We start from the raw sequence: 21,494 nt of genomic DNA on the forward strand, positions 1-21,494 counted from the left end.
CGCACGATGGGGTCATCGACACCCCGTCCCGAGAGAGGAGCACGATCATGAGCCGCATCCCCGAACCCGTCCAGACCCCCGAGGGCCCCACCTACGAAGGCCGCCTGCTCGACCGCGCCGACGAGGAGGTGGTCGACCAGGGAGCGGCGTTCGACATCCGCACCCTCGTCTCCCGGCGCGGTGTCCTCGGACTCGCAGGGCTCGGCGTCGGCGCTGTCGTGCTCGCGGCGTGCGCGCCGACCGCGTCGAGCTCGACCGGCGCCGGCGCGACCGCGACGGCGACCGCGACGCCCGAGTCCACGACCGACACGACGGCGCCCGCGGGCGAGATCCCCGACGAGACGGCCGGTCCGTATCCCGGTGACGGGTCGAACGGGCCCGACGTGCTCGAGGAGACGGGCATCGTGCGGCAGGACATCACGACCTCGATCGACGGCGGCGCCACCGCCGACGGCATCCCGCTGACCGTCGAGTTCCAGATCCTCGACATGGCGAACGGCAACGTGCCGTTCGAGGGCGTCGCCGTGTACGCCTGGCACTGCACCGCGCAGGGAGAGTACTCGATGTACTCCTCGGGCCTCGAAGACGTCACCTACCTGCGCGGCGTGCAGGTCGCGGATGCCGACGGACGCGTCTCGTTCACCTCGATCTTCCCCGGGTGCTACTCGGGGCGCTGGCCGCACATCCACTTCGAGGTGTACCCCGACGTCGACGCGATCACAGACTCCGCCAACGCCATCGCGACCTCGCAGATGGCTCTGCCCGAGGATGCCTGCACCGCCGTGTACGCGGATTCGCGGTACGACGGCTCCACGCAGAACCTCGCCCAGACCAGCCTCGCGAGCGACAACGTGTTCGGCGACGACGCGGCCGCGCTGCAGCTCGCCACGATCTCGGGCGACACGGGCAGCGGGTACACCGCCTCTCTCGTGGTCGCGGTCGACACCACGACCACCCCGAGCGCCGGCTCCGCGCCCTCCGGCGGTGCCGGTGGTCCCGGCGGCGGCGGCGAACCGCCCGCACGCTGACCCCATCCCGACCCGAAATCCCGAACGGAGAGAACAATGCTGCAGAACCTCACGGGCTGGCACGCCCTCATCATCCTCGCGATCGTCGTGCTCATCTTCGGCGCCGCGAAGCTCCCCGCCCTCGCGCGCAGCGTCGGCCAGTCGATGCGCATCCTCAAGACCGAGGTCGCCGAGCCGGCATCCGCGCCCACGCCCGAACCCGCCGCGCTGACCCCCGCGCCGGTCGCCGCAGCATCGAGCGACCACGGCACGCGGCCCGACATCCGCACCGGGGAGTAGCCGTGACCGCGCTCGCCGCGACGGCAGTGGATGCCGGGCCCGGCGCCCGTATGCCGCTCTCCGCGCACCTGCGGGAGGCGCGCAACCGTGCCTCCCGTGCCGCGGTCGCCCTCCTCGTGGGCGTCGTGGCGGGCTATCTGCTCTCCGACCAGATCATGGATCTGGTGCGCGGGCCGATCGAGGTGCTCGCGGCCTCCCGCGACGCGAGCCTCAACTACGACAGCATCACCGGCGCGTTCGACCTGAAGCTCAAGATCGCCCTGTTCGCCGGTGTCGCCCTGTCGAGCCCCGTGTGGATGTACGAACTGCTGGCGTTCCTCGCTCCCGGGCTCGATCGCCGTGAGAAGCGGTACACGTTCGGGTTCATCGCGGCATCCGTGCCGCTCTTCGCGGTCGGGTGCACGACGGGCTTCCTGCTGTTCCCGCACATGGTCGAGCTGCTCGCGGGGTTCGCGTCGACCGACGACAGCACCCTCCTGCAGGCGTCGGCCTACGTCGACTTCATCCTCAAGATCGTGGTGGCGACCGGAATCGCGTTCGTGCTGCCCGTTTTCGTCGTGGTGCTCAACCTGCTGGGAGTGCTGCCGGCGCGGCCGATCGCCGCGAGCTGGCGCATCGTGGTCGTCGCGATCGTGCTGTTCAGCGCGATCGTGACCCCCGCGGCCGATGTGCTGTCGATGTTCCTGGTCGCCGTGCCGATGGCGTTCCTGTTCCTCGCCGCACTCGTGATCGCGTGGTGGCACGACCGTGCGATCGCGCGTCGGACGGCGCTCGCTCCCCTGACGGAGGTCTGACCGTGTTCGGACTCACCATCGAGAAGCTCTTCCTCGTCGCGCTGCTCGCAGCCGTGATCATCGGCCCGCGCCGACTCCCCGGCGTCGCGGCGCGCACGGCCGCACTGATCGGGCGGGCGACGCGGATCGCCCGCGAGGCCGCTCGCCGGGTGGAGGAGGAGACCGGGGCGTCGGCCATGCGGGACGACTGGCGGGCGCTCGACCCGCGGCGCTACGACCCGCGTCGCATCATCCGCGAGGCCTGGGAGGCCGAGCCCGAGGCGGCGACGACACCTGAGCGGATGCCGGAGGGCATGCCGCAGCAGGCCTCGACGGACGAGGTGCGGACGTCGACCCCGCCCGTGCCGTCAGCGCCCGCGGGCACCTGGGTCGTGACCGGATCGTCGGCGCATCCGCGCCGCGTATGGGTCCCCGCGGAGCAGTAACGCGGGCACAGGAAGCGCCGACCTGCTAGACTGTGTGACGCACCGTGCGGTTGTGTCCCCCTCTGGACCACCACGGAGCCACTGATCAGGGCCATCACGGACCACGCACATCGACGCGCGCGGCTTCCGCCCTCGATCTCACGACTTGCGGGCCGCGAACGCGCGCCCGCCGCACAGCAATGAGTACCAGCATGACCACGACCACCTTTCCGCCCTCCGATCCGTTGACCTGGAAGCAGGCCGACGTCGACGTGCACGTCGCGACCCGATCCGGCGAGTTCGCCGGTTTCGTCGAGTTCGACGGCACGGCCCACCTCGCCCACGACCACCGCGGCGTCGAGCTCGGCGTCTTCGACTCCCTCGACGACGCCCGGCGCGCCCTCGAGGGCGCGCAGGCTCCGACGCGTCGCGCGCTCACCTTCCCGTTCGCCCTCCCGCGCGTGCTGCGGCGCCGACCTCGGCGCGCCCGCGCCTGACGTACGGAGGGGCGTGCTCGCCGAGCGGCGACCATGCTTTCCGGGGAGGCTTTCTGAGAGTGGATCGCAGGATGCTGAAGTATTCCCTGAGACGCATGGGGCGCGCGTTAGCGTGAGATAAGCGTTGGGCGATCTGCCTTGGGCTTTCCACAGCTCAAGGGCTCCCGCGTCCGCATCTCTCCAAGGCCCGCGAGATCGTGCGCGACTACTGCGCGACCCACGACGTGCCGTACACCGAGACGAGTCTCGCGCAGTCCTACGCGATCGTGATCGCCTATCTGAACCGCGTCGGCCTCGCCGCGAGAGACCCGTTCGACTGCCCGGCCAGCGCCCAGTTCGGGCGCGCGTAACGGCTCGCCTCCTTCACAGCATCCCGAGTTCGATCGCGAGCGTCACCGCGCGGGTGCGGTCCGAGACGCCGAGCTTCTCGAACACGTGGAGCAGGTGCGTCTTGACGGTCGCTTCGCCGATGAACAAGTCGCGGGCGATCTCGGGGTTGCTGCGCCCCGCGGCGACGAGTCGCAGCACCTCGAGCTCGCGCGGGGTGAGCTGCGGGCGTTCGTCTCGTTCCGAGCGCATGCGCGTCACCAGAGTCGACGCGATGGCGGGCGCGAGCACCGTGTGGCCCTCGGCGACCGCGCGGATCCCGGCCACGATCTCCTCGTGCGGAGCGGCCTTGAGCAGGTAGCCGCTCGCTCCGGCCTCGATCGCGCCGAGGATGTCGTCGTCGGTCTCGTAGGTCGTCAGCACGAGCACCCGCACGGTCGGGAGCTGAGCGGTCAGCAGCGCGGTCGCCTCGATGCCCGAGACGCCCGGCATCCGCAGGTCCATGAGCACGATGTCCGGGCGCAGCTCGGTGGCCAGCGCGACCGCCTCCGCACCGTCGGCGGCTTCGGCGACGACCTCCAGCCCCGGGTCGAGGTCGAGAAGCCCGACGATGCCGGAGCGGACGATCGGATGGTCGTCGGCGACGATCACGCGGATCACGGCACCTCCTGCACGGCGGCGGGGATGAGAGACGCGGGGGGAGAGACCGGGACGCTCACCGAGAGATCGGCTCCGCCGTCCGGGGCGTCGGCGACCGTGAGTGCTCCACCGACGAGCGCGACCCGATCGCGCATGCCGGCCAACCCGAAGCCGAGATCGTCGTCGATCGACACGCCGCCGAGCCCACGGCCGTCATCGCGGATGCGCAGACGCGCCCGATCGTCGACCACCAGGGTGAGCGAGGCGGACGCGGCACCGGAGTGCTTGCGCACGTTCGCGAGCGCCTCCTGGGCGCAGCGGAGCAGCACGACCTGCACGTCTCGCGGCAGCGCGGCATCCGACGCGGTCACGTCGATGCGCACTCCCGTCTCGCGCATGAAGCGGTCGGCCAGGCGGCGCAGCGCCTCCGACAGCGAGTCCGTCGCCGGCGCGGGCGACGTCTCCGCCACGAGCGCCCTGGCCTCCAGGAGCGCATGGCGCGCGGCATCCTCGATCAGCCCGATCGCGGCGGGGGAACCGTCGACCTTCGCGCGCTCGGCGAGCATCACGATGCTGGCGAGGCTCTGCGCGATCGTGTCGTGCACGTCGCGGGCCAGCCGCGCGCGCTCGGCGGTGGCTCCGGCCTCGCGACTCGCGGTCTCGAGTCCGGCCTGCGCGGCCGTGAGCTCCGCGAGCAGGCGTTGGCGCTGCACGCCCCATTCGGCGATACGGGTGATCCACATCCCGAGCGCCAGGCTGAAGGCCGTCGACAGCCCGCAGGTCAGCGCTCCGGCGGCGATCGCATCGGCCCGGAACCCGCCCCACGCCGAGTAGGCGACCGTGAGGACGATCCCGTTGCCGATCGTCACGAGGATCGCCTGCCGCGTCGTGATCGACGTCATCCAGAGTAGAGGGAGCACGAGCGTCTGCAGGATCAGCATGTTCGGCTCGAGCGAGACCCCGAGAGCGAGCAGGGAGACGAGCGACACCTGCAGCGCGGCGGAGGTCGCGGCCGAAGGATCCGCGACGCCCTCGTTGATGCCCACGTAGGGGCGGGCGCCGAGCGCGTAGACGAGGAACACCGCGACGGCGATCCCGATCAGCACCCAGCGCGCGCCGGGAAAGCGCTCCGGCAGCGCGAACGTCAACGCCGAGACCGCGACGAGCAACGCGCTCGCGGCGATGTCCCACCCGAGGCGCTCTCTGCGGATGCCGCGACTCATGCGTCCCACTCTTCCACGGGCTCCGGACGCCGACGACGCGCTCACCTGTCGCGACGGATCCAGCGGAACGTCGCACGGCTCAGCACAGCCCCGATCACGAGCCACACCGCGATCGCGATCGCGATCGAGCCGAGCTGCCAGTCGCCGCCCGGTTCCGCGGCGCCGAACGACTCGGGCAGGAGCGCCGCGCGCATGCCCTGAGCGATCCATTTCAGCGGGAACACGGCCGACACGTTCTGCAGCCACTCCGGCAGCGTCGAGAACGCGATGTAGACCCCCGACACGAACTGCAGCAGCAGGACCACCGGGATCACAACGGCCGAGGCGGTTTTGCCCGAGCGCGGGACGGCCGACAGGGCGATGCCGAGGAGGCTGCAGCACAGCAGACCCAGCACGAACACCCAGGCGAACCGCCCCCACGCCTCGGCGCCGGTCGGCAGATCGACGCGATACAGCACGATCGCGACCGCCATGAGCAGACCGATCTGCAGGATCGCCGTCACGAACACCTGCCCGATCTTGCCGATGAAGTACGTGACGGGGGAGATCGGCGTGCTGCCCAGGCGCTTGAGCGTGCCGTCGCTCTTCTCCACCGCGATCTCGATCGACAGCCCCTGCACGCCGGAGAGCAGGATGCCGCCGGCCACCAGCCCCGGCAGGTAATAGGTGGCCATGCTGACGGCATCCGGGCCCTGGCCGATGTCGCCCGTGAAGATCGTCGCGAAGATCAGGTACATCACGGTCGGGAACAGGAAGGTGAAGAACACCTGATCGCCCGCCCGGAAGTACTGGCGCAGTTCGAACCCGATGCGGCGGACGCCGAGTCGAGCGGTGCGTGCGGGGCCGAAGGCCGTGCGTGGAGCGGTCACCGAGGTCATGACTGCTCCTTCGCTGCGGCGAGCAGACGTTCATCGGCGGCGCCGTGCTCGCGGATCAGGTCGAGGTACACGTCTTCGAGCGTGGGCCGCACGATCTCGAGGTCTCGTGGCTCGCCGTCGTCACCGTGCAGCTCGGCGACGAGGGCGCCGGGAGTCGTCGTGCGCTCCTCATGCAGGGCGCCTGCGGAGTCCCGCCAGCGCACCACCGGCACCCGTGCCTCCGCTCCGCCGATCTCGTCGACGGGGCCGATCGCCGCGAGGCGTCCGCCCACGATCACCGCGGCCCGGTCGCCGAGCTGGGCGGCCTCGTCGAGGTAGTGCGTGGTGAGCAGGATGCTCGTCCCCTCGGCCTTGAGCGAGCGGATCAGGTCCCAGAACTGCCGACGCGCCTCGGGGTCGAACCCGGTGGTCGGCTCGTCGAGGAACAGCAGCTCGGGATGCCCGATGATGCCGAGGGCCACGTCGAGCCGGCGCTGCTGGCCGCCCGAGAGGCGACCGGCCCTGGTCCGCTGCTTCTGCTCCAGGCCGACGGCCGCGATGACCTCGTCGACGTCACGGGGACGAGGGTAGTACCCGGCGAACTCGGTGAGCAGCTCGCGCACCGTGAAGGTGCCCGCCTCGCCCGTGGACTGCAGCACGATGCCGAGTCGCGCCTTCCACTCGAGTCCGCCGTGCTGCGGGTCGACCCCCAGCACTCGGACATCGCCGGACGTGCGGTGCCGGTAGCCCTCGAGGATCTCGATCGTCGTGGACTTGCCCGCGCCGTTCGGGCCGAGCAGGGCGAAGGTCTCGCCGCGGCGGATGTCGAAGGTGATGCCGTCGACCGCCGTGAAGCCGCCGTACGACTTGCGGAGGTCGTCGACCTCGATCACGCTGCTGTCTGTCATGACTCCAGCGTGCCCCCACGAGCGTCGTCGCGGTATCCGTGGGGCGAAGGATCCGTGCATCCACCGATCGGTGGACGTGCCGGGAACCGAACGGGGGCCCGGGCGGATGATCCGCCCGGGCCCCGTCTCACCGGAGTCGGATGCTCAGCGCGAGGCCTTCTCGTCGGCATCCACGACTTCGATCGTGATCTTGCCGTCGATGGTCTCGGAGTCCTCGTCGTCGAGTGCCTCGTCGCCCAGGAACTCCTCGTCGCCGGTCTCGACGTCGACGTCGACGCCCTCATCGTCGATGAGCTCGGCGGCGAGGGTCTCGTCCTCGGAGTCGGCGACAGTGTTCGGCACGGCGATCGCCGCGGGGTCGTCGCTGAACACGCCGTCGGGGCGGATCAGCTCGCGCACCTCGGCCATGAAGCTGGCGAGCTGCTGCTGCTGCCAACGGAGCTGACGGGCGTGGTCCTCGGCGTCGCGCAGCACGGTCGAGGTGTGCTGGGTGACGGAGTCGACGATCTTCTGCGACTTCACCCGGGCACGGTCGAGAGCGTCGCGGGCGCGCACCTGGGCGTCGGCTTCGATCGTCTGCGCCTGTGAGCGCATCAGGCGCTCGTAGTCATCGGCCTTGGCCGAGATGCGCTGGGCGTGGTCGAGCGACGCGGCGACCTGCTCGTTGGCGTCGGTCGTGATGCGCTCGGCGTGTGCGACGGCCTGGTTGTGCAGCACGAGGAACTCCTGCTGCGCATCGTCCTGGCGACGGGTCAGCGTCTCTTCGAACTCGAGCACGCGGGCGTTCATCTCACGCACCTCGCGCTCGGCGTCGGCGCGCAGCTGCGTGGTCTCGCGGGTCACGAGCGAACGGAGCGCCGCCGCGCCCTTCTCCGCCTCGGTGCGGATGGCCGTGGCCTCCTGAGACGCCTGGTGGACCTTCTCGGCGGCGTGCGCGGCCTCGCGCTCGATGGTCGCCTCGTGCGCCGTGTACTCGGTGTCGATCTTCAGGCGCACCTGGTCGGCATCGTGCTGGGCCTGCGCGATGATGCGCGCGACGTCGGTGTCGGCCTCGGCGCGCTGCGCGGTGACCTCTTCGCGGGCGGCGGCCATCAGCCGGTCGGCCTGCACGGCCGCATTCTGGATCAGGACGTTGGCCTGCTCCTCGGCGACGCGGAGGATCGTCTCGAACTGCTCGCGCGAGGGAGCGTCCTTGCCTTCGGCACGAGGCGCGTCGACGAGCTCGTTCGTGAGCGTCGTGACCTGCTGCTCGGCCGCGTCGGCCTGGGCCTTGGCGGCGGTCAGCTCGGCCTCGAGCGCTTCGCGCGCGCTGCGCTCCTCGTCGCGCACCGACTCGACGGCATCCTCGTGGCGTGCCTCGGCGTCGGCGAGATCGGACTTCGCCTGCTGCAGCTGGTTGCGCAGGGCGCTGAGAGCGGCGTCGACCTCTGCCTTGTCGTAGCCGCGGAACGACGCGGTGAAGCCGCCCTGCTGCGGTGCGGACTGCTGTTCGCGAGGCACGTCTTCGATCAGCTTGTCGAAGAAGTCGGGGGTGCGGTCGTTGTCGGGGGATTCACTCATGATCAGCCTTTCCGGCGCGTGTCACAGGGACTGAGAACTGTGATGAGGCGGGATGCCGCGATGCCGAAAGGGGGCCGAACGGCGCATCGACGACACAGCACAGCCTAGTTGCGCGGAGGGCGATCCGCCCACCCGATGTGGTGAACAGCGGATGCTGAGCGCGAACGCTCAGGAAGGGAGCTCGGCGAGCTCCCAGATCGGGTGCTCGCCGTCGCGGCGCTCGAACAGCGACCGCGCCTCCGGACTCGTCGACTCGATGCCGACGGACGCCGCGGCGTCACGGACTCGCGCGCGCAGCTCGTTCCAGAACTCGGCGGTGTTCGGGCGTCCGAGGTGCTCGCCGAACCGTTCGACCTGCAGGCGCATCCCGTCGACCACGGGGCGAAGGCGGGCGACGGCGTCGTCGGGTTCGAGGAAGCGGATGCCGTAGGAGCCGTCGTCGAGCAGGGCGAAGCGCCGAGGGTCGTCGCGCACGATCTCGTCGACCAGCGCACGCGCCCGCTCGGCGGGGGCGTGCAGCACCACGGTGGCGCCGAGATCGTCGAGGATCTCGAGGATGCGGTCCTCCTCGAAGCGGCGGCCCGACATGCGTCCCCTGACCTCGGTCGACCGGCGGATCCAGCGCGGCACGATCATCGCGAGGACGATGATGGCGACGATCAGTGCGCCGATGACGAGCGGATTCTCCACGACACCAACCTACGACCTCGCGCGGCGGCCCCGCGGGCCGATCAGCCCAGCAGCACCATGATCAGCACGAGCACCGGGAGGCAGCCGAGGGTCGTGAGGAACACGGTGTCGCGCGAGACCGACTCGGCGATGTCGTAGCGCTGCGAGTAGTTGAAGACGTTCTGCGCGGTCGGCAGGGCCGCGAGGATCACGACGATCAGCACCTCGGCGGGCGAGAGACCGAACACGTACTCGGCGACGAGCCAGGCGAGCACCGGCATGGCGACGAGTTTGAGCACCGTCGCCAGCACCACGTCGCGGCGGCGGCCTCTGGCGCCGAGCACGCGCTGTCCGTGCAGCGAGATGCCGTAGCTGATGAGGAGCACCGGCACCGCGGCATCCGCGATCAGCTGCGCGGGATCCATCACGATCGGCGGAAGCGTGATGCCCGAGACGGAGACGAGTGTCCCGAGCAGCGAGCCGATGATGATCGGGTTCGTCGCGGTGCGCCTCAACGTGCGGCCGATCGAGACCTGCTCGCTCGTGACCGCGTCGAGGATCGACAGCGAGATCGGTGTGAAGATCAGCAGCTGCATCAGCACGACCGGAGCGGGGTACGCCGCGCTCCCGAGCAGATACAGCGACAGGGGGATGCCGATGTTGTTCGAGTTGACCTGACCTGCCGCCAGGGCTCCGATCACGGTCTCACCCACAGACCTCTTCCACCACAGGCGCGCGACGAGCGCGTACACGGCGATGATCACGACGGCGGCGATCGCCGAGACCGGCAGCAACGCCGAGAACAGCATCTTCGCGTCGGCATGGGCGAGCACCGTGAACAGCAGGAAGGGGGAGAGCACGAAGAAGATGAGCCGACCGAGCACATGGCGGGCGTGCGGGCCGAGCAGGTCGATGCGACCGATCACCCAGCCGAGGGCGATCGCCACGCCCACCACGGCGAATCCGGTGAGCGTATCGAGCATGCATCGAGAGTATCGAGGCGCGGCGTCCGCCCAGAACATGAGTCGTTCCGTACTTTTAGACTCATGAACCAGACGACCCGCCGCCCGCGGCCCTCTGCCCGTGCATCCGCCCGGGCGTTCGCCGCGATCGTGGCGGCGCTCGCCGTGGTGGGCGCGACGCTCGCCTCCACGACGCCCGCCGAAGCGGCGGTCGAGTTCGTCACGCCCGTGAACGGGAGGGTATCGGACGTGGCGGGTGGCTGCCCCGCGGGCTCGCGCCCGACGCACCAGGGCGTCGACATCAATCAGAACGCGAACTCCGTGATCTACGCCGCGGCAGGCGGAACGGTCATCACCGCGGTGAACTCCAACGCGACGACCGGGTACGGCAGCCAGATCGTCATCGCGCATGCCGAGGGTTACACCACCCGGTACGCGCACCTCGTGTTCGGCACCGTGACGGTACCGGTGGGCACGGTCGTGACGCAGGGGACCGCGCTCGGCCTGGTGGGCAGCACCGGTCAGAGCACGGGGCCCCACCTCCACTTCGAGATGTACCGCGACAGCGTCAACGTCACCAACAGCTACTTCATCTGCGGGCAGGGCTCGGTGACGGCGCTGACGCCGCTGCTTCTCAAGTCGTACCCCGTGAACGCCGACATCAGCGGCGACCGGTTCGCCGACATCCTCGCCGTGTCCACGGTCGGTCGGATGGTCCTGTACTGGGGCAACGGCAAGGGGAACCTCGGCACGATCCCGTTCGGCACCGGCTGGGACTCGACGCGCTCGATCATCCGTGGAGACTTCGACGGCGACGGGCTGGGCGACATCCTCGCCATCCGCACCGACGGAACCATGTGGTTCTACCGCAACCTCGGCCTCTACAAGTTCGATGCGAAGCAGGTCGGCTGGGGGTGGGGGAGCCTGCGGCTGGTCTCCGGGGGCGCGGACTACAACGACGACCGCCGCGCCGACCTCATCGCGATCGGCGCCGACAACCGGCTCTACATCTACCCGGGCAACGGTGCGGGGGGCTTCAATGCGGCGATCTCGATCGGCCAGGGGTGGAGCAGCATCGACAGCATCATCGCCGGCGACTTCGTGATCGACGGACGAGGCGACCTGCTCGCCCGCGACACGGCCGGACGGCTGCTGCTGTTCCGCGGCAACGGCACGAATCTGGAGTCGGGCACGCAGGTCGGCAACGGGTGGAGCGGCATGACGGCGCTCACGGGCGGATCCGACTACACGTCGGACGGTCTGCCCGATGTGATCGCCAGAGACGCGGCCGGCAACCTCTGGCTCTATCCGTGGCGGGGCTCTGCGGGCTTCGGCGCCCGCATGAAGATCGGCAACGGCTGGAATGTGCACAGGCTCATCAGCTGACACCTCTGGCGGCTGAGCGGACAGGCGTCGTACGATCCACGGGAACGCTCGCGACGGAGGAGATCGGCGATGACCACGCACACCCTCGCACTGCCCGATGCCGACATCGTGTACGACGTGCACGGGCCGCTTCCCACCGCCGACGGGCGTCCGCCGCTGCTGATGATCGGGCAGCCCATGGACGCGAGCGGGTTCCAGGCCCAGGTGGCGTTGTTCCGTGATCGCACGGTCGTGACCTACGACCCGCGCGGACTCGGGCGCAGCGTGCGACGCGACGGCTCGACCGAGAACGATCCTGTCGTTCAGGCCGAAGACGTGCACGCGCTGATCGCGGAGCTCGACGCGGGGCCGGTCGACATGCTCGCGAGCAGTGGCGGGGCCGTGACGGCTCTCGCGCTCGTCACCGCGCATCCGCATGACGTGGCGACGCTGGTGGCGCATGAGCCGCCGATCGACGCGGTGCTGCCCGACGCGGACGCGGTGCACCGTGCCCGGATCGCCTACACCCGCGCGTACCAGCAGAGCGGATGGGGCGCCGGGATGGCCGCGTTCGTGGCGATGACGTCGTGGGAGGGGGAGATCACGGACGACTTCCTGGCGCGCCCGCTGCCGGACCCTGCCGCGTTCGGCATGCCGACCGATGACGACGGCTCCCGCGACGACCCGCTGCTGTCGGAGCACTCGTGGGCCGTGCCCCTCTACCGGCCGGATGCCGCTGCCCTCACGGCGGCGCCGACACGCATCGTGGTCGCGGTCGGCGAGGAGTCGCTCGCCGTGTACACCGGACGCACCGCGCTCGCGCTCGCGGAGCTGCTCGGCCAGCAGGCGTCCGTGTTCCCGAGTCATCACGGCGGATTCATGGGCGGCGAGTTCGGCTACGCCGGGCAGCCCGAGGCGTTCGCCGCACGACTGCGCGAGGTGCTCGACGCGGCGTGAGGCGTCGAGCCGATTCCAGACGTCAGTGCGCGTCAGGGCAAAGCAAAACCCCCGCCATGTAGAAGCTAGGCGAGGGTTTCTAGAACCATTGTAATGATGGTCCTTGTGGCTCCGACGGGCGTCGATCCCGTGACCTCACGATTTTCAGTCGTGCGCTCTACCAACTGAGCTACAGAGCCATGCGACCGGTGAACCTGTCGCATCTAGACGAAAGGCCCTCTTCGAGAAAAGGACCAATCGCTCAGAGCGACCCTGACGGGACTTGAACCCGCGACCTCCGCCGTGACAGGGCGGCACGCTAACCAACTGCGCTACAGGGCCATACTTGTTTTCAATTGTATCGGATGGAGTGACCCCAACGGGATTCGAACCCGTGCTACCGCCGTGAAAGGGCGGCGTCCTAGGCCGCTAAACGATGGGGCCGAAGGCTCGTCCCGGGGGACTTCCTTGCCGACGCTCAAGCATAAGGGATGCGTCAGGCAAATTGCGAATCGAGGGCGAGTCCGCCCGCGTCCCGGGCGTGTTCGGGGCACGATGGGGGTGGCCACCGGCATCCGATCCCGCTGTCCGCGCCCTGGTGCGGATGTGAAGGTTGTTGTTAGTGTGGCTTCTGTGAAACCGGCGGAAGGGGCCGTGTGAACGACAAGCTCACTACGAAGGATGCTGCCCTCGCGGCATCCGACGACTGCGGCTGCGCGCCCACGCCGGCCGAGAGTCGTGCGCTGTGGCCCCACGGTCCGCTCAGCCGTCGCGGCGCGCTCGGGCTCGGCCTCGGCGCGCTCGGTGTCGTCGCACTCAGCGCCTTCGGCATCGGGGCCGGCACGAACGCGGCCTACGCCGCCACGTACCCCAGCTGGGACGACGTGCAGGCCGCCATGAAGAACCAGGCCGCGAAGGCCGCCGAAGTCACCCGCATCGAGGGGCTGATCGCCGCTCTCACGCAGAAGGTCGCCGACACGCAGGCGGCCGCCGAGGCCGCCGGCGCCGAGTTCGACGCCGCGCAGCAGGCGTACTTCGACGCCATCGCCACCGCGGACGCGCTGCAGGCGCAGGCCGATGCCCAGGCGGTCGTGGCCGACGACGCCACGCGCAAGGCGGCCCAGCTCGCGGCGCAGCTGTACCGCAACGGCGGCGACGACACCGCCCTCGAGCTCTTCTTCTCCGGATCCTCCGACAACGCCGACGAGCTGCTCTCGCGCCTCGGCACGATGGACAAGGTCTACCAGTACAACCAGACGGTGCACGACAACGCCGTCGCCGAGCGCGACTCGGCCCAGTCGCTCAGCGACCAGGCCGTGGTCGCCCGCGACGAGCGTGACCGCCTGCAGCAGATCGCCGAGCAGAAGATGATCGCCGCGCAGGAGGCTGCCGTGGCAGCGCAGGTGGCGCTCGACGAGCAGTCGGCGAACCTCGCGACTATGCAGGCGCAGCTCGCGGCTCTCAAGGACAAGACGGCCACCACGGTCGCCGGCTACAAGGAAGGCGTCCGCGTCGCCGAGGAGGCGCGTCGCCGCCGCGAGGCCGAGGAGGCTGCTGCGAACGCCGGCGGCAACAGCGGCGGGGGAGGCACGCCGGGAACCGGAGGGTGGGTGCGCCCGCACGGCGGCCACCGCAGCGCCGGATACGGCCCGCGCCCCAAGCCCTGCGCCGCCTGCTCGGGATGGCACTACGGCGTCGACCTCGCCAACGGATGCGGCGCGGCGATCTACGCCGCCAAGTCCGGCACCGTCGACTACGCCGGTCCGAAGGGCAACTACGGCAACTACATCCGCATCCAGCACGGCGGCAACATCGCCACGGGGTACGCGCACATCCGCAACGGCGGGTTCACCGTGCGCAGCGGGCAGTGGGTCGAGGCCGGCCAGGTCATCGCCTACGCGGGCAACACCGGCGCATCGGTCGGCTGCCACCTGCACTTCGAGGTCTACATCGGCGGCGCGTACACGAACCCGATCAATTTCCTCGCGGACCGCGGCATCTCGGTCTGACTCCGGGGCGCCGGCGCTCCGCGCCCACGCAGAAGACCCCCGGCCGCAGAGCGGATCCGGGGGTCTTGCACGTGCGGGCTGCGGGGGTCAGTGACCCTGCTCGCCGAAGCGGACGATCGCCTCGTCGAGGATGCGCTGCGCCTCGGCGGCGTTCCCCCACTCGTCGACCTTGACCCACTTGTTGGGCTCGAGGTCCTTGTAGTGCTCGAAGAAGTGCGCGATCTCCTTCTTCGTGTACTCGGCGATGTCGTCGATGTCCTGGATGTGCGCCCAGCGCGGGTCCTTCGAGAGCACGGCCACGAGCTTGTCGTCGCCACCGGCCTCGTCGCTCATCTTGAGCACGGCCACAGGGCGCACCTCGACGACGACGCCGGGGTAGATGGCGTGGTCGAGAAGCACGAGCACGTCGAGCGGGTCGCCGTCCTCGCCGAGGGTGTTGTCGAAGTAGCCGTAGTCGGCCGGGTAGCCGAAGGTCGTGTAGAGCACACGGTCGAGGTGCACTCGCCCGGTCTCGTGGTCGACCTCGTACTTCACGCGGCTGCCGCGCGGGATCTCGATGACGGCGTCGTGTGCGCCCATGAGTGTGCTCCTCAGAAGAAAGGGTGGATGCCGCCGACCAGCCTACCCGCGACCGGCTCTGCGCCGCCCGGCGACCCGGGTGATCACCCTCGTCACCGCCCCGGTGGCCAGCAGCAGGAACATCCCCGCGTAGCTGTGGTCGGGGAGCAGCAGCGCGATCGCGAGGGCGAGGCCGAACAGGATGATCGCGGAGAGATCGCCGATCACGCCCGCACGGATCGTCGCCGGAGGGGCGGTGGTGAGCCCGGGGTTGCGACCCAGGTAGAGCCAGGCGCCGAGTGTGGTCACCTGCGTCAGGATGAGCGTGCCGATGTACACCACGGTCTGCAGGGCGTCGGTCGACATCTGGCCGATCATCGCCGTCGGGACGGGCAGCCACACGATCGTCAGCATCCATGCGATGTTGATCCACAGCAGCGGGCCGGTCATCCACTCGACGTCGCGGTATTGGTTGTGGTGTCCGATCCAGAACGTCGCGATCAGCACGAAGCTCAGTGCGAAGCTGAGCAGCTGGCCGGAATGCTCGCCCAGGAACTCGGACGTCGTGAGCTCGCCCTTCGCCGCCTCTCCCACGGCCTCCATGAGGGGGAGGATGAGCAGGGTCATGGCGATCGCCACCACGGCGTCGACGAACGCCTTGAAGCGTTCAGGGCGGAACCGCCGCGTCTCGTCATCTGCCACGGCGCCAGACTAGGGCGCGGCGCGGCCCGCGCGCGAGAGGTACGCGCCGTCATCTACCGTGGGACCGTGCCTTCGCTTCCTCCCGCCATCGCCGAGATCCGCCTCGCCGTGCGCACCGCGCTCGCCGATCTGCCCACGGGATCGACCGTGGTCGTCGCTCTGTCGGGCGGCGCCGATTCTCTCGCGCTCGCGGCGGCGACTGCCTTCGAGGCGCCGAAGCTCGGGCTGCGAGCCGAGACGATCACGGTCGACCACGGTCTGCAGGAAGGCTCGGATGCCGTCGCGGCGCGCGCCGCCGAGATCGCCTCCGACCTGGGGCTGACCGCACACGTGGTGCCGGTGGTGGTCGATCGGGCGGACGGACCCGAGGCCGCGGCGCGCACCGCACGGTACGCGGCGCTGCGGCAGGCCGCGAACGGGGCCGCCGCGGTCCTGCTCGGACACACCCTCGACGATCAGGCCGAGACCGTGCTCCTCGGGCTCGCGCGCGGGTCGGGGGCCGCGAGCCTGCAGGGTATGGCCCCGGTGCGCGAGGACGACGGGGGGCTCCGCTGGCTCCGACCGCTCCTCGGATCGCGCCGCGAGACCACTCGGGCGTTCTGCGCGGCATCCGCCCTCGAGGTCTGGGACGACCCCCACAATCTCGACGATCGGTTCAGCCGCGTGCGCGTGCGCGAGCGGGTGCTGCCGGTGCTGGAGGCCGAGCTGGGCCCGGGCGTCGCTGAGGCGCTGGCGCGCACGGCCGAGCAGCTGCGCGAGGATGCCGCGGCGTTCGACGAGATGATCCACGAGACCATCGAGGACATCGTCGAGCACGCCGAGGCGGGCATCTCGGTCAGCGCCGCGGCCCTCGCCGCGAACCCCGCCGCACTGCGAAACCGCATCATCCGACTCGTCGTCGACAGCGAGTTCGGGGTGAGCCTCACGAGGGTGCAGACCGTCGAGGTCGCGCGCCTCGCGACGGACTGGTCGGGTCAGGGCCCGATCGACCTGCCCGGGTGCGCGGCCGCGCGCCACGGCGGACGCATCGTCTTCACCGCGCGCTGAACTACTTCTTCCCGCCGAAGAGCCCGCCGAGCAGGTCGCCGATGCCGCCGCCCGACGAGGATCCGCCGCCCAGGACTCCGCCGAGGATGTCACCGATGCCGCCGCCCGAGCCGCCGGAGGACTTGCCGCCGCCGAGGAGGCCGCCGATCACATCGCCGATGCCGCCGCCCGACTCGGCCTGCCCGGCATCCGCCTTCTTGCCCTTGTTGGCGTTCGCGATGAGACCCATCACGATCGGCGCGAGGATCGGGAGGAGCTTGCCGAAGTCGATGCCGGCGGTCTCCTTCGACTCGGTGAGCTTCTGCGTGACCTTCTTCTCGTCAGCGCCGAGGATGTGCGAGACGATCTTGCCGCCGTCGGCCTGGTCGATGTCGTCGACCTTCGAGGCTGCGCCGGCCCCTTCGTGGCGCTTCAGGGCGCCCTCGATCGCCGACGAGCCCTCGGTCGTCGAGGCGTTCTTCGCGAGCCCGCCGAGCAGCACGGCCCCGCCCTGCTCGACCGCGGCCCGTGCCTCATCGGTCGAGACACCGAGCTTGGCGGCGATGTCGTCGATCGGGACCTGCTTCAGGATGTCGTCGAGAGCCATGCGATTCCTTCCGTCGGGGGCATCCGCCCTTCTCACCGCTCACAGTAGTGCGGATGCGGCGGCGAGGGGAGGGGCGAGGTCCGAGCATCCGTCGACGTCGCCTAAAATCGATCCATGCGCGCCGCTGAGATCCAGGACGACCTTGCACAGATCCTCGTCACCGAGGAGGAGATCATCGCGAAGCTCGACGAGCTCGCGGCCCGCGTCGCGGAGGACTACGCCGGGAAGGACCTGATCCTCGTCGGCGTGCTCAAGGGTGCGGTGATGGTCATGGCCGACTTCGCCCGCGCCCTGCCTTTCCACGCCCCCATGGACTGGATGGCCGTGTCGAGCTACGGCGCCAGCACGAAGTCGAGCGGCGTGGTGCAGATCCGCAAGGACCTCGACACCGACCTGCACGACAAGCACGTGCTCATCGTCGAGGACATCATCGACTCGGGTCTCACGCTCAGCTGGCTGCTCGAGAACTTCGAGTCCCGCGGGGCCGAGTCGATCGAGGTGCTCGCGCTGCTCCGCAAGCCCGAGGCCGCGAAGGTCGAGATCGACTGCAAGTACGTGGGCTTCGACATCCCCACCGACTTCGTGGTCGGATACGGCCTCGACTACGACGAGCGCTACCGCAACCTGCGCGACGTCGCGGTGCTCGCGCCGCACGTCTACTCCTGACGCCGTCCCGCGACGTACGCCGTGGGTGAACGCACAGCGACCCCCTAGGCCACGCGCGATACGCTGATCCGACCATGGATGTCAAGAAGCTCACGCGGAACCCGCTGATCTACGTCGCCCTGATCGGCCTTCTGCTGCTCGGCGGATTCCTGCTGATCTCCAACCTCGGCGCGCCGAAGCAGATCACCACGCAGGAGGGGTTGAAGCTCCTCGCGGGCGACACCGTCACCGAGGTCGTCACGACCGACGGCGACCAGCGCGTCGACATGACCCTGTCGAAGGAGTTCGAGGGGTCGAAGGACGTGCAGTTCTATTACGTCGACGCGCGCGCCGACGAGGTCGTGACGGCCATCAACGCCGCCGACCCCAAGGACGGCTTCAACGACAGCGTCCCGCGGGCGACCTGGTTCGACGGCATCCTCTCGCTCCTGCTCCCGCTCGTGCTGCTCGGTCTGCTGTTCTGGTGGCTGCTCTCGTCGATGCAGGGCGGCGGCGGCAAGGTCATGCAGTTCGGCAAGTCGAAGGCGAAGCTGGTCAACAAGGAGACGCCGACCGTCACGTTCGCCGACGTCGCCGGCGCCGACGAGGCCATCGAGGAGCTCCACGAGATCAAGGAGTTCCTGCAGGACCCAGCCAAGTTCCAGGCGATCGGCGCCCGCATCCCGAAGGGCGTGCTGCTGTACGGCCCTCCCGGAACCGGCAAGACGCTGCTCGCCCGCGCCGTGGCCGGCGAGGCCGGGGCCCCCTTCTACTCGATCTCGGGGTCGGACTTCGTCGAGATGTTCGTCGGCGTCGGTGCCTCCCGCGTGCGCGATCTGTTCACGCAGGCAAAGGAGAACGCCCCCGCGATCATCTTCATCGACGAGATCGACGCCGTCGGCCGTCACCGCGGCGCCGGCATGGGCGGCGGCAACGACGAGCGCGAGCAGACGCTCAACCAGATGCTCGTCGAGATGGACGGCTTCGACCCGAACGCGAACGTCATCGTGATCGCGGCGACGAACCGCCCCGACATCCTCGACCCCGCACTCCTGCGCCCCGGCCGCTTCGACCGTCAGATCGGCGTGGACGCCCCCGATCTCAAGGGCCGTCAGAAGATCCTCGAGGTGCACAGCAAGGGCAAGCCGCTGTCGAAGAGCGTCGACCTCGAGGTCGTCGCCCGCAAGACCCCCGGGTTCACCGGTGCCGATCTCGCGAACGTGCTGAACGAGGCCGCCCTGCTCACCGCCCGCTCGAACGCGCAGCTCATCGACAACCGTGCCCTCGACGAGGCGATCGACCGCGTGATCGCGGGGCCGCAGCGTCGCACGCGCGTCATGAAGGACCGCGAGAAGCTCATCACGGCATACCACGAGGGCGGGCACGCGCTCGCGGCGGCCGCCATGAACTACACGGATCCCGTGACCAAGATCACGATCCTGCCCCGAGGCAAGGCGCTGGGCTACACCATGGTGCTTCCGCTCGACGACAAGTACTCGGTCACCCGCAACGAGCTGCAGGACCAGCTCACGTACGCCATGGGCGGCCGTGTGGCCGAGGAGATCGTGTTCCACGACCCGACCACCGGCGCCTCGAACGACATCGAGAAGGCGACGTCGATCGCCCGCAAGATGGTGCTCGAGTACGGCATGACGACCGAACTCGGACCGGTCAAGCTCGGCACGGAGGGCGGAGAGCCGTTCGCCGGACGTGACATGGGCCGCGGACGCGAGTACTCGGAGACGATCGCCGAGCGCATCGACACCGAGGTGCGCGCCCTGATCGAGCAGGCGCACAACGAGGCGTACGAGGTCATCAGCGACAACCGCGACATCCTCGACAAGCTCGCGCTCGCGCTGCTCGAGGAGGAGACCCTCGACCACAACCAGATCGCCGAGATCTTCGCCGAGGTCAAGAAGCTGCCCGAGCGCCCGCTCTGGCTCTCGAGCGACGAGCGACCCGTGTCGGAGCTGCCGCCGATCGAGGTCCCGAAGAAGGTCATCCCGGTCGCTGCCTCGGTGGAGGAGCCGCAGGCCGCACCTCGCACGCAGCCGGGCGCGGCGGGAGCCGGTCAGGCACGACCCGCGACGGCCTGATTGTGACGGTCGACCGCACCCGCGTCGAACGACTCACGCGTGAGCTGCTCGAGGCGATCGGCGAAGACCCGGATCGCCCGGGTCTCCGGCAGACCCCGTCACGGATGGCCGATCTGTACTCGGAGTTCTTCGCGGGCGTCGGAGAGGATGCCGCGGCACCCCTCGCCCATACGATCAGCGTCGCTCGCGGGCCGGCTCCCGACACTCTGCCGTCGGGGGCGGTGCTGCTGCGCGACATCCGCTTCCGCTCGGTGTGCGAGCACCACCTGCTGCCGTTCGCCGGTCGTGCGCATATCGCCTACCTTCCGGGCGAGCAGGTCGTCGGTCTCGGCGCGCTCGTGCGGGTCGTCGAGACCCTCGCGACCCGTCCCCAGGTGCAGGAGCGTCTGGGCGAGCAGATCGCCGACACGATCGCCGAGAGCCTCGACACGCGTGGTGTGCTCGTCGTGCTCGACGCCAGCCACGGCTGCGTGACGATGCGCGGAGGTCGCCAGCCGGAGGCGTCGACGCTCACGATCGCTGCGCGCGGCGAGTACACCGACACGGCGGCACGCGCCGAGCTGATCGCGCTGATCGGCGCATCGACGGGAGCCTCGCACGCATGACCGGCATCTGGGGGATCGTCAACGTGACGCCGGACTCGTTCAGCGACGGCGGCCGGTACCTCGACGTCGATCGGGCGGTCGCCCACGGGCTGCGTCTGCGCGACGAGGGGGCGACGGTGCTCGACGTGGGCGGGGAGTCCACCCGGCCCGGGGCCGAGCGTGTGGGGGCCGACGTCGAGCAGCAGCGGGTGCTGCCCGTGATCGAGCGTCTGGTCGCGGCCGGCGCCCCGGTGAGCGTCGACACCCTCAACGCATCGACGGCCGAGGCCGCGGTGCGGGCGGGCGCCCGGATCGTCAACGACGTGTCGGGCGGCCTCGCCGACGCCGAGATGCGCGCGGTGGTCGCGGCTTCGGGGGCGGACTACGCGATCGGGCACTGGCGAGGCTTCTCCGACGACATGTACGCCCACGCAGAGTACCGCCGCACCGCCCGTGAGGTGGCCGCAGAGTTGAAGGCGCGGATGGGCGAGGCCGCGGCCGCGGGGATCGCGCCGTCGCGCCTGATCGTCGACCCGGGCATCGGGTTCGCCAAGGTCGGCGCGCAGAATTGGGACGTGCTCCGCGGACTCGACGAGATCGTCGCCCTCGGACCCCGTGTGCTGATCGGAACGTCACGCAAGCGGTTCCTCGCCGACACGCTCGCGCACGGTGACGGCGAGGTCACCGAGCAGCGGCGCGACCTGGCCACCGCGGTCACGAGTGCGCTCGCGCTGCGCGCGGGTGTCTGGGCGGTGCGCGTGCATCAGGTCGCCGCGACCCGCGACGCACTCGCCGTCGCCCACGCCTGGGAAGGATAGA

The 21,494-nt window shown here is 70.0% G+C and carries 23 protein-coding genes, 3 tRNA genes and 1 pseudogene; 14 read left to right on the forward strand and 13 right to left on the reverse strand.

The window, feature by feature from the left end; all coding sequences use genetic code 11:
• The first annotated feature begins 47 nt into the window (after window positions 1–47).
• The 6 genes and pseudogenes from ACIPYT_RS07225 to ACIPYT_RS07250 form a co-directional block, all read left to right on the forward strand.
• Window positions 48–1,028: an intradiol ring-cleavage dioxygenase gene (locus ACIPYT_RS07225; protein WP_401072072.1), complete on the forward strand. Its 981-nt coding sequence runs from the start codon at window positions 48–50 to the stop codon at window positions 1,026–1,028.
• Between the two features lie 36 nt (window positions 1,029–1,064).
• Entirely contained in the window at window positions 1,065–1,307 is a 243-nt protein-coding gene (locus ACIPYT_RS07230) for a twin-arginine translocase TatA/TatE family subunit (protein WP_401072074.1), read from the forward strand.
• A gap of 2 nt (window positions 1,308–1,309) precedes the next feature.
• A complete protein-coding gene (tatC, locus tag ACIPYT_RS07235; RefSeq protein WP_401072076.1) occupies window positions 1,310–2,101 on the forward strand; it encodes a twin-arginine translocase subunit TatC in 792 nt (263 codons plus the stop codon).
• Between the two features lie 2 nt (window positions 2,102–2,103).
• Window positions 2,104–2,526 (forward strand): twin-arginine translocase TatA/TatE family subunit, encoded by a 423-nt coding sequence (locus tag ACIPYT_RS07240; RefSeq protein WP_401072078.1) that lies wholly within the window; start codon window positions 2,104–2,106, stop codon window positions 2,524–2,526.
• A 191-nt stretch (window positions 2,527–2,717) separates the two neighbouring features.
• The gene (locus ACIPYT_RS07245; RefSeq protein WP_401072081.1) at window positions 2,718–3,002 is read left to right on the forward strand and encodes a hypothetical protein; all 285 of its coding nucleotides are present in this window, start codon (window positions 2,718–2,720) and stop codon (window positions 3,000–3,002) included.
• Between the two features lie 161 nt (window positions 3,003–3,163).
• Window positions 3,164–3,352 (forward strand): annotated as a pseudogene (locus ACIPYT_RS07250) (acyl-CoA desaturase); the annotation flags it as partial.
• 13 nt (window positions 3,353–3,365) lie between these two features.
• On the opposite strand, the gene ACIPYT_RS07255 reads toward ACIPYT_RS07250, so the two are convergent.
• From ACIPYT_RS07255 to ACIPYT_RS07285, 7 genes are all read right to left on the reverse strand, one after another.
• Entirely contained in the window at window positions 3,366–3,989 is a 624-nt protein-coding gene (locus ACIPYT_RS07255; protein WP_401072083.1) for a response regulator, read from the reverse strand.
• Window positions 3,986–5,191: a sensor histidine kinase gene (locus tag ACIPYT_RS07260; protein ID WP_401072085.1), complete on the reverse strand. Its 1,206-nt coding sequence runs from the start codon at window positions 5,189–5,191 to the stop codon at window positions 3,986–3,988. The genes ACIPYT_RS07255 and ACIPYT_RS07260 overlap by 4 nt, the downstream gene beginning before the upstream one ends.
• A gap of 41 nt (window positions 5,192–5,232) precedes the next feature.
• Window positions 5,233–6,069, reverse strand: coding sequence for an ABC transporter permease (locus ACIPYT_RS07265; RefSeq protein WP_401072087.1), 837 nt, complete (start codon window positions 6,067–6,069; stop codon window positions 5,233–5,235).
• Window positions 6,066–6,956: an ABC transporter ATP-binding protein gene (locus tag ACIPYT_RS07270; protein ID WP_401072089.1), complete on the reverse strand. Its 891-nt coding sequence runs from the start codon at window positions 6,954–6,956 to the stop codon at window positions 6,066–6,068. The genes ACIPYT_RS07265 and ACIPYT_RS07270 overlap by 4 nt, the downstream gene beginning before the upstream one ends.
• Before the next feature lie 144 nt (window positions 6,957–7,100).
• Window positions 7,101–8,516, reverse strand: a complete 1,416-nt coding sequence (locus ACIPYT_RS07275) for a cell division initiation protein (RefSeq protein WP_401072091.1) — start codon at window positions 8,514–8,516, stop codon at window positions 7,101–7,103.
• A gap of 168 nt (window positions 8,517–8,684) precedes the next feature.
• Complete coding sequence (locus ACIPYT_RS07280; protein WP_401072093.1) at window positions 8,685–9,206, reverse strand: hypothetical protein; 522 nt, start codon at window positions 9,204–9,206, stop codon at window positions 8,685–8,687.
• Between the two features lie 41 nt (window positions 9,207–9,247).
• The gene (locus ACIPYT_RS07285) at window positions 9,248–10,168 is read right to left on the reverse strand and encodes an AEC family transporter (protein ID WP_401072095.1); all 921 of its coding nucleotides are present in this window, start codon (window positions 10,166–10,168) and stop codon (window positions 9,248–9,250) included.
• 63 nt (window positions 10,169–10,231) lie between these two features.
• Here ACIPYT_RS07285 and ACIPYT_RS07290 point away from each other — a divergent pair, with 63 nt between their 5' ends.
• Both ACIPYT_RS07290 and ACIPYT_RS07295 read left to right on the forward strand, forming a co-directional pair.
• A complete protein-coding gene (locus ACIPYT_RS07290; RefSeq protein ID WP_401072097.1) occupies window positions 10,232–11,533 on the forward strand; it encodes a peptidoglycan DD-metalloendopeptidase family protein in 1,302 nt (433 codons plus the stop codon).
• 69 nt (window positions 11,534–11,602) lie between these two features.
• Complete coding sequence (locus ACIPYT_RS07295) at window positions 11,603–12,469, forward strand: alpha/beta fold hydrolase (protein ID WP_401072099.1); 867 nt, start codon at window positions 11,603–11,605, stop codon at window positions 12,467–12,469.
• Window positions 12,470–12,575: 106 nt separating this feature from the next.
• On the opposite strand, the gene ACIPYT_RS07300 is transcribed toward ACIPYT_RS07295, so the two are convergent.
• From ACIPYT_RS07300 to ACIPYT_RS07310, 3 genes are all read right to left on the reverse strand, one after another.
• Window positions 12,576–12,648 (reverse strand) — tRNA-Phe (locus ACIPYT_RS07300).
• Window positions 12,649–12,716: 68 nt separating this feature from the next.
• A tRNA-Asp gene (locus ACIPYT_RS07305) sits at window positions 12,717–12,790 on the reverse strand.
• 29 nt (window positions 12,791–12,819) lie between these two features.
• A tRNA-Glu gene (locus tag ACIPYT_RS07310) sits at window positions 12,820–12,892 on the reverse strand.
• Between the two features lie 212 nt (window positions 12,893–13,104).
• Between ACIPYT_RS07310 and ACIPYT_RS07315 the strand changes: the two genes are divergently transcribed.
• Window positions 13,105–14,457, forward strand: coding sequence for a M23 family metallopeptidase (locus ACIPYT_RS07315; RefSeq protein WP_401072101.1), 1,353 nt, complete (start codon window positions 13,105–13,107; stop codon window positions 14,455–14,457).
• 87 nt (window positions 14,458–14,544) lie between these two features.
• Here the strand turns inward: ACIPYT_RS07315 and ACIPYT_RS07320 are convergent, their stop codons facing one another.
• On the reverse strand, window positions 14,545–15,036 hold the full coding sequence (locus ACIPYT_RS07320; protein WP_017204665.1) for an inorganic diphosphatase: 492 nt from the start codon (window positions 15,034–15,036) through the stop codon (window positions 14,545–14,547).
• Window positions 15,037–15,078: 42 nt separating this feature from the next.
• Window positions 15,079–15,717, reverse strand: coding sequence for a TMEM175 family protein (locus tag ACIPYT_RS07325; RefSeq protein ID WP_401072104.1), 639 nt, complete (start codon window positions 15,715–15,717; stop codon window positions 15,079–15,081).
• 66 nt (window positions 15,718–15,783) lie between these two features.
• Here ACIPYT_RS07325 and tilS point away from each other — a divergent pair, with 66 nt between their 5' ends.
• The gene (gene tilS, locus ACIPYT_RS07330; protein WP_401072106.1) at window positions 15,784–16,764 is read left to right on the forward strand and encodes a tRNA lysidine(34) synthetase TilS; all 981 of its coding nucleotides are present in this window, start codon (window positions 15,784–15,786) and stop codon (window positions 16,762–16,764) included.
• A 1-nt stretch (window position 16,765) separates the two neighbouring features.
• Here tilS and ACIPYT_RS07335 read toward each other — a convergent pair whose 3' ends face one another.
• Complete coding sequence (locus ACIPYT_RS07335; RefSeq protein ID WP_401072108.1) at window positions 16,766–17,350, reverse strand: DUF937 domain-containing protein; 585 nt, start codon at window positions 17,348–17,350, stop codon at window positions 16,766–16,768.
• Window positions 17,351–17,464: 114 nt separating this feature from the next.
• On the opposite strand from ACIPYT_RS07335, the gene hpt reads away from it, so the two are divergent.
• The 4 genes from hpt to folP all read left to right on the forward strand — a co-directional run bounded on the left by hpt (window position 17,465) and on the right by folP (window position 21,493).
• Complete coding sequence (gene hpt, locus ACIPYT_RS07340) at window positions 17,465–18,016, forward strand: hypoxanthine phosphoribosyltransferase (protein ID WP_401072110.1); 552 nt, start codon at window positions 17,465–17,467, stop codon at window positions 18,014–18,016.
• A gap of 74 nt (window positions 18,017–18,090) precedes the next feature.
• The gene (ftsH, locus tag ACIPYT_RS07345) at window positions 18,091–20,091 is read left to right on the forward strand and encodes an ATP-dependent zinc metalloprotease FtsH (protein ID WP_401072112.1); all 2,001 of its coding nucleotides are present in this window, start codon (window positions 18,091–18,093) and stop codon (window positions 20,089–20,091) included.
• A 2-nt stretch (window positions 20,092–20,093) separates the two neighbouring features.
• Complete coding sequence (gene folE, locus ACIPYT_RS07350; RefSeq protein ID WP_401072114.1) at window positions 20,094–20,696, forward strand: GTP cyclohydrolase I; 603 nt, start codon at window positions 20,094–20,096, stop codon at window positions 20,694–20,696.
• Window positions 20,693–21,493 carry a dihydropteroate synthase gene (gene folP / locus ACIPYT_RS07355; RefSeq protein ID WP_401072116.1) on the forward strand — a complete coding sequence of 267 codons (801 nt, stop codon included), beginning with the start codon at window positions 20,693–20,695 and terminating at the stop codon, window positions 21,491–21,493. Before folE ends, folP begins: the two co-directional genes overlap by 4 nt.
• Window position 21,494 lies beyond the last annotated feature (1 nt).

It is taken from the genome of Microbacterium sp. NPDC089695, from assembly GCF_044749085.1.
Lineage (GTDB): Bacteria > Actinomycetota > Actinomycetes > Actinomycetales > Microbacteriaceae > Microbacterium.

Bases quoted from the DNA above. Each gene is read 5' to 3' on its own strand.
- ACIPYT_RS07295 (WP_401072099.1), top strand. From the start codon at position 11,603: ATGACCACGCACACCCTCGCACTGCCCGATGCCGACATCGTGTACGAC.
- ACIPYT_RS07335 (WP_401072108.1), bottom strand. From the start codon at position 17,350: ATGGCTCTCGACGACATCCTGAAGCAGGTCCCGATCGACGACATCGCC.
- ACIPYT_RS07285 (WP_401072095.1), bottom strand. From the start codon at position 10,168: ATGCTCGATACGCTCACCGGATTCGCCGTGGTGGGCGTGGCGATCGCC.
- ACIPYT_RS07225 (WP_401072072.1), top strand. From the start codon at position 48: ATGAGCCGCATCCCCGAACCCGTCCAGACCCCCGAGGGCCCCACCTAC.
- ACIPYT_RS07265 (WP_401072087.1), bottom strand. From the start codon at position 6,069: ATGACCTCGGTGACCGCTCCACGCACGGCCTTCGGCCCCGCACGCACC.
- ACIPYT_RS07230 (WP_401072074.1), top strand. From the start codon at position 1,065: ATGCTGCAGAACCTCACGGGCTGGCACGCCCTCATCATCCTCGCGATC.
- ACIPYT_RS07275 (WP_401072091.1), bottom strand. From the start codon at position 8,516: ATGAGTGAATCCCCCGACAACGACCGCACCCCCGACTTCTTCGACAAG.
- folP (WP_401072116.1), top strand. From the start codon at position 20,693: ATGACCGGCATCTGGGGGATCGTCAACGTGACGCCGGACTCGTTCAGC.
- ACIPYT_RS07270 (WP_401072089.1), bottom strand. From the start codon at position 6,956: ATGACAGACAGCAGCGTGATCGAGGTCGACGACCTCCGCAAGTCGTAC.
- ACIPYT_RS07245 (WP_401072081.1), top strand. From the start codon at position 2,718: ATGACCACGACCACCTTTCCGCCCTCCGATCCGTTGACCTGGAAGCAG.
- ACIPYT_RS07260 (WP_401072085.1), bottom strand. From the start codon at position 5,191: ATGAGTCGCGGCATCCGCAGAGAGCGCCTCGGGTGGGACATCGCCGCG.
- ACIPYT_RS07290 (WP_401072097.1), top strand. From the start codon at position 10,232: ATGAACCAGACGACCCGCCGCCCGCGGCCCTCTGCCCGTGCATCCGCC.
- hpt (WP_401072110.1), top strand. From the start codon at position 17,465: ATGCGCGCCGCTGAGATCCAGGACGACCTTGCACAGATCCTCGTCACC.
- ftsH (WP_401072112.1), top strand. From the start codon at position 18,091: ATGGATGTCAAGAAGCTCACGCGGAACCCGCTGATCTACGTCGCCCTG.
- ACIPYT_RS07320 (WP_017204665.1), bottom strand. From the start codon at position 15,036: ATGGGCGCACACGACGCCGTCATCGAGATCCCGCGCGGCAGCCGCGTG.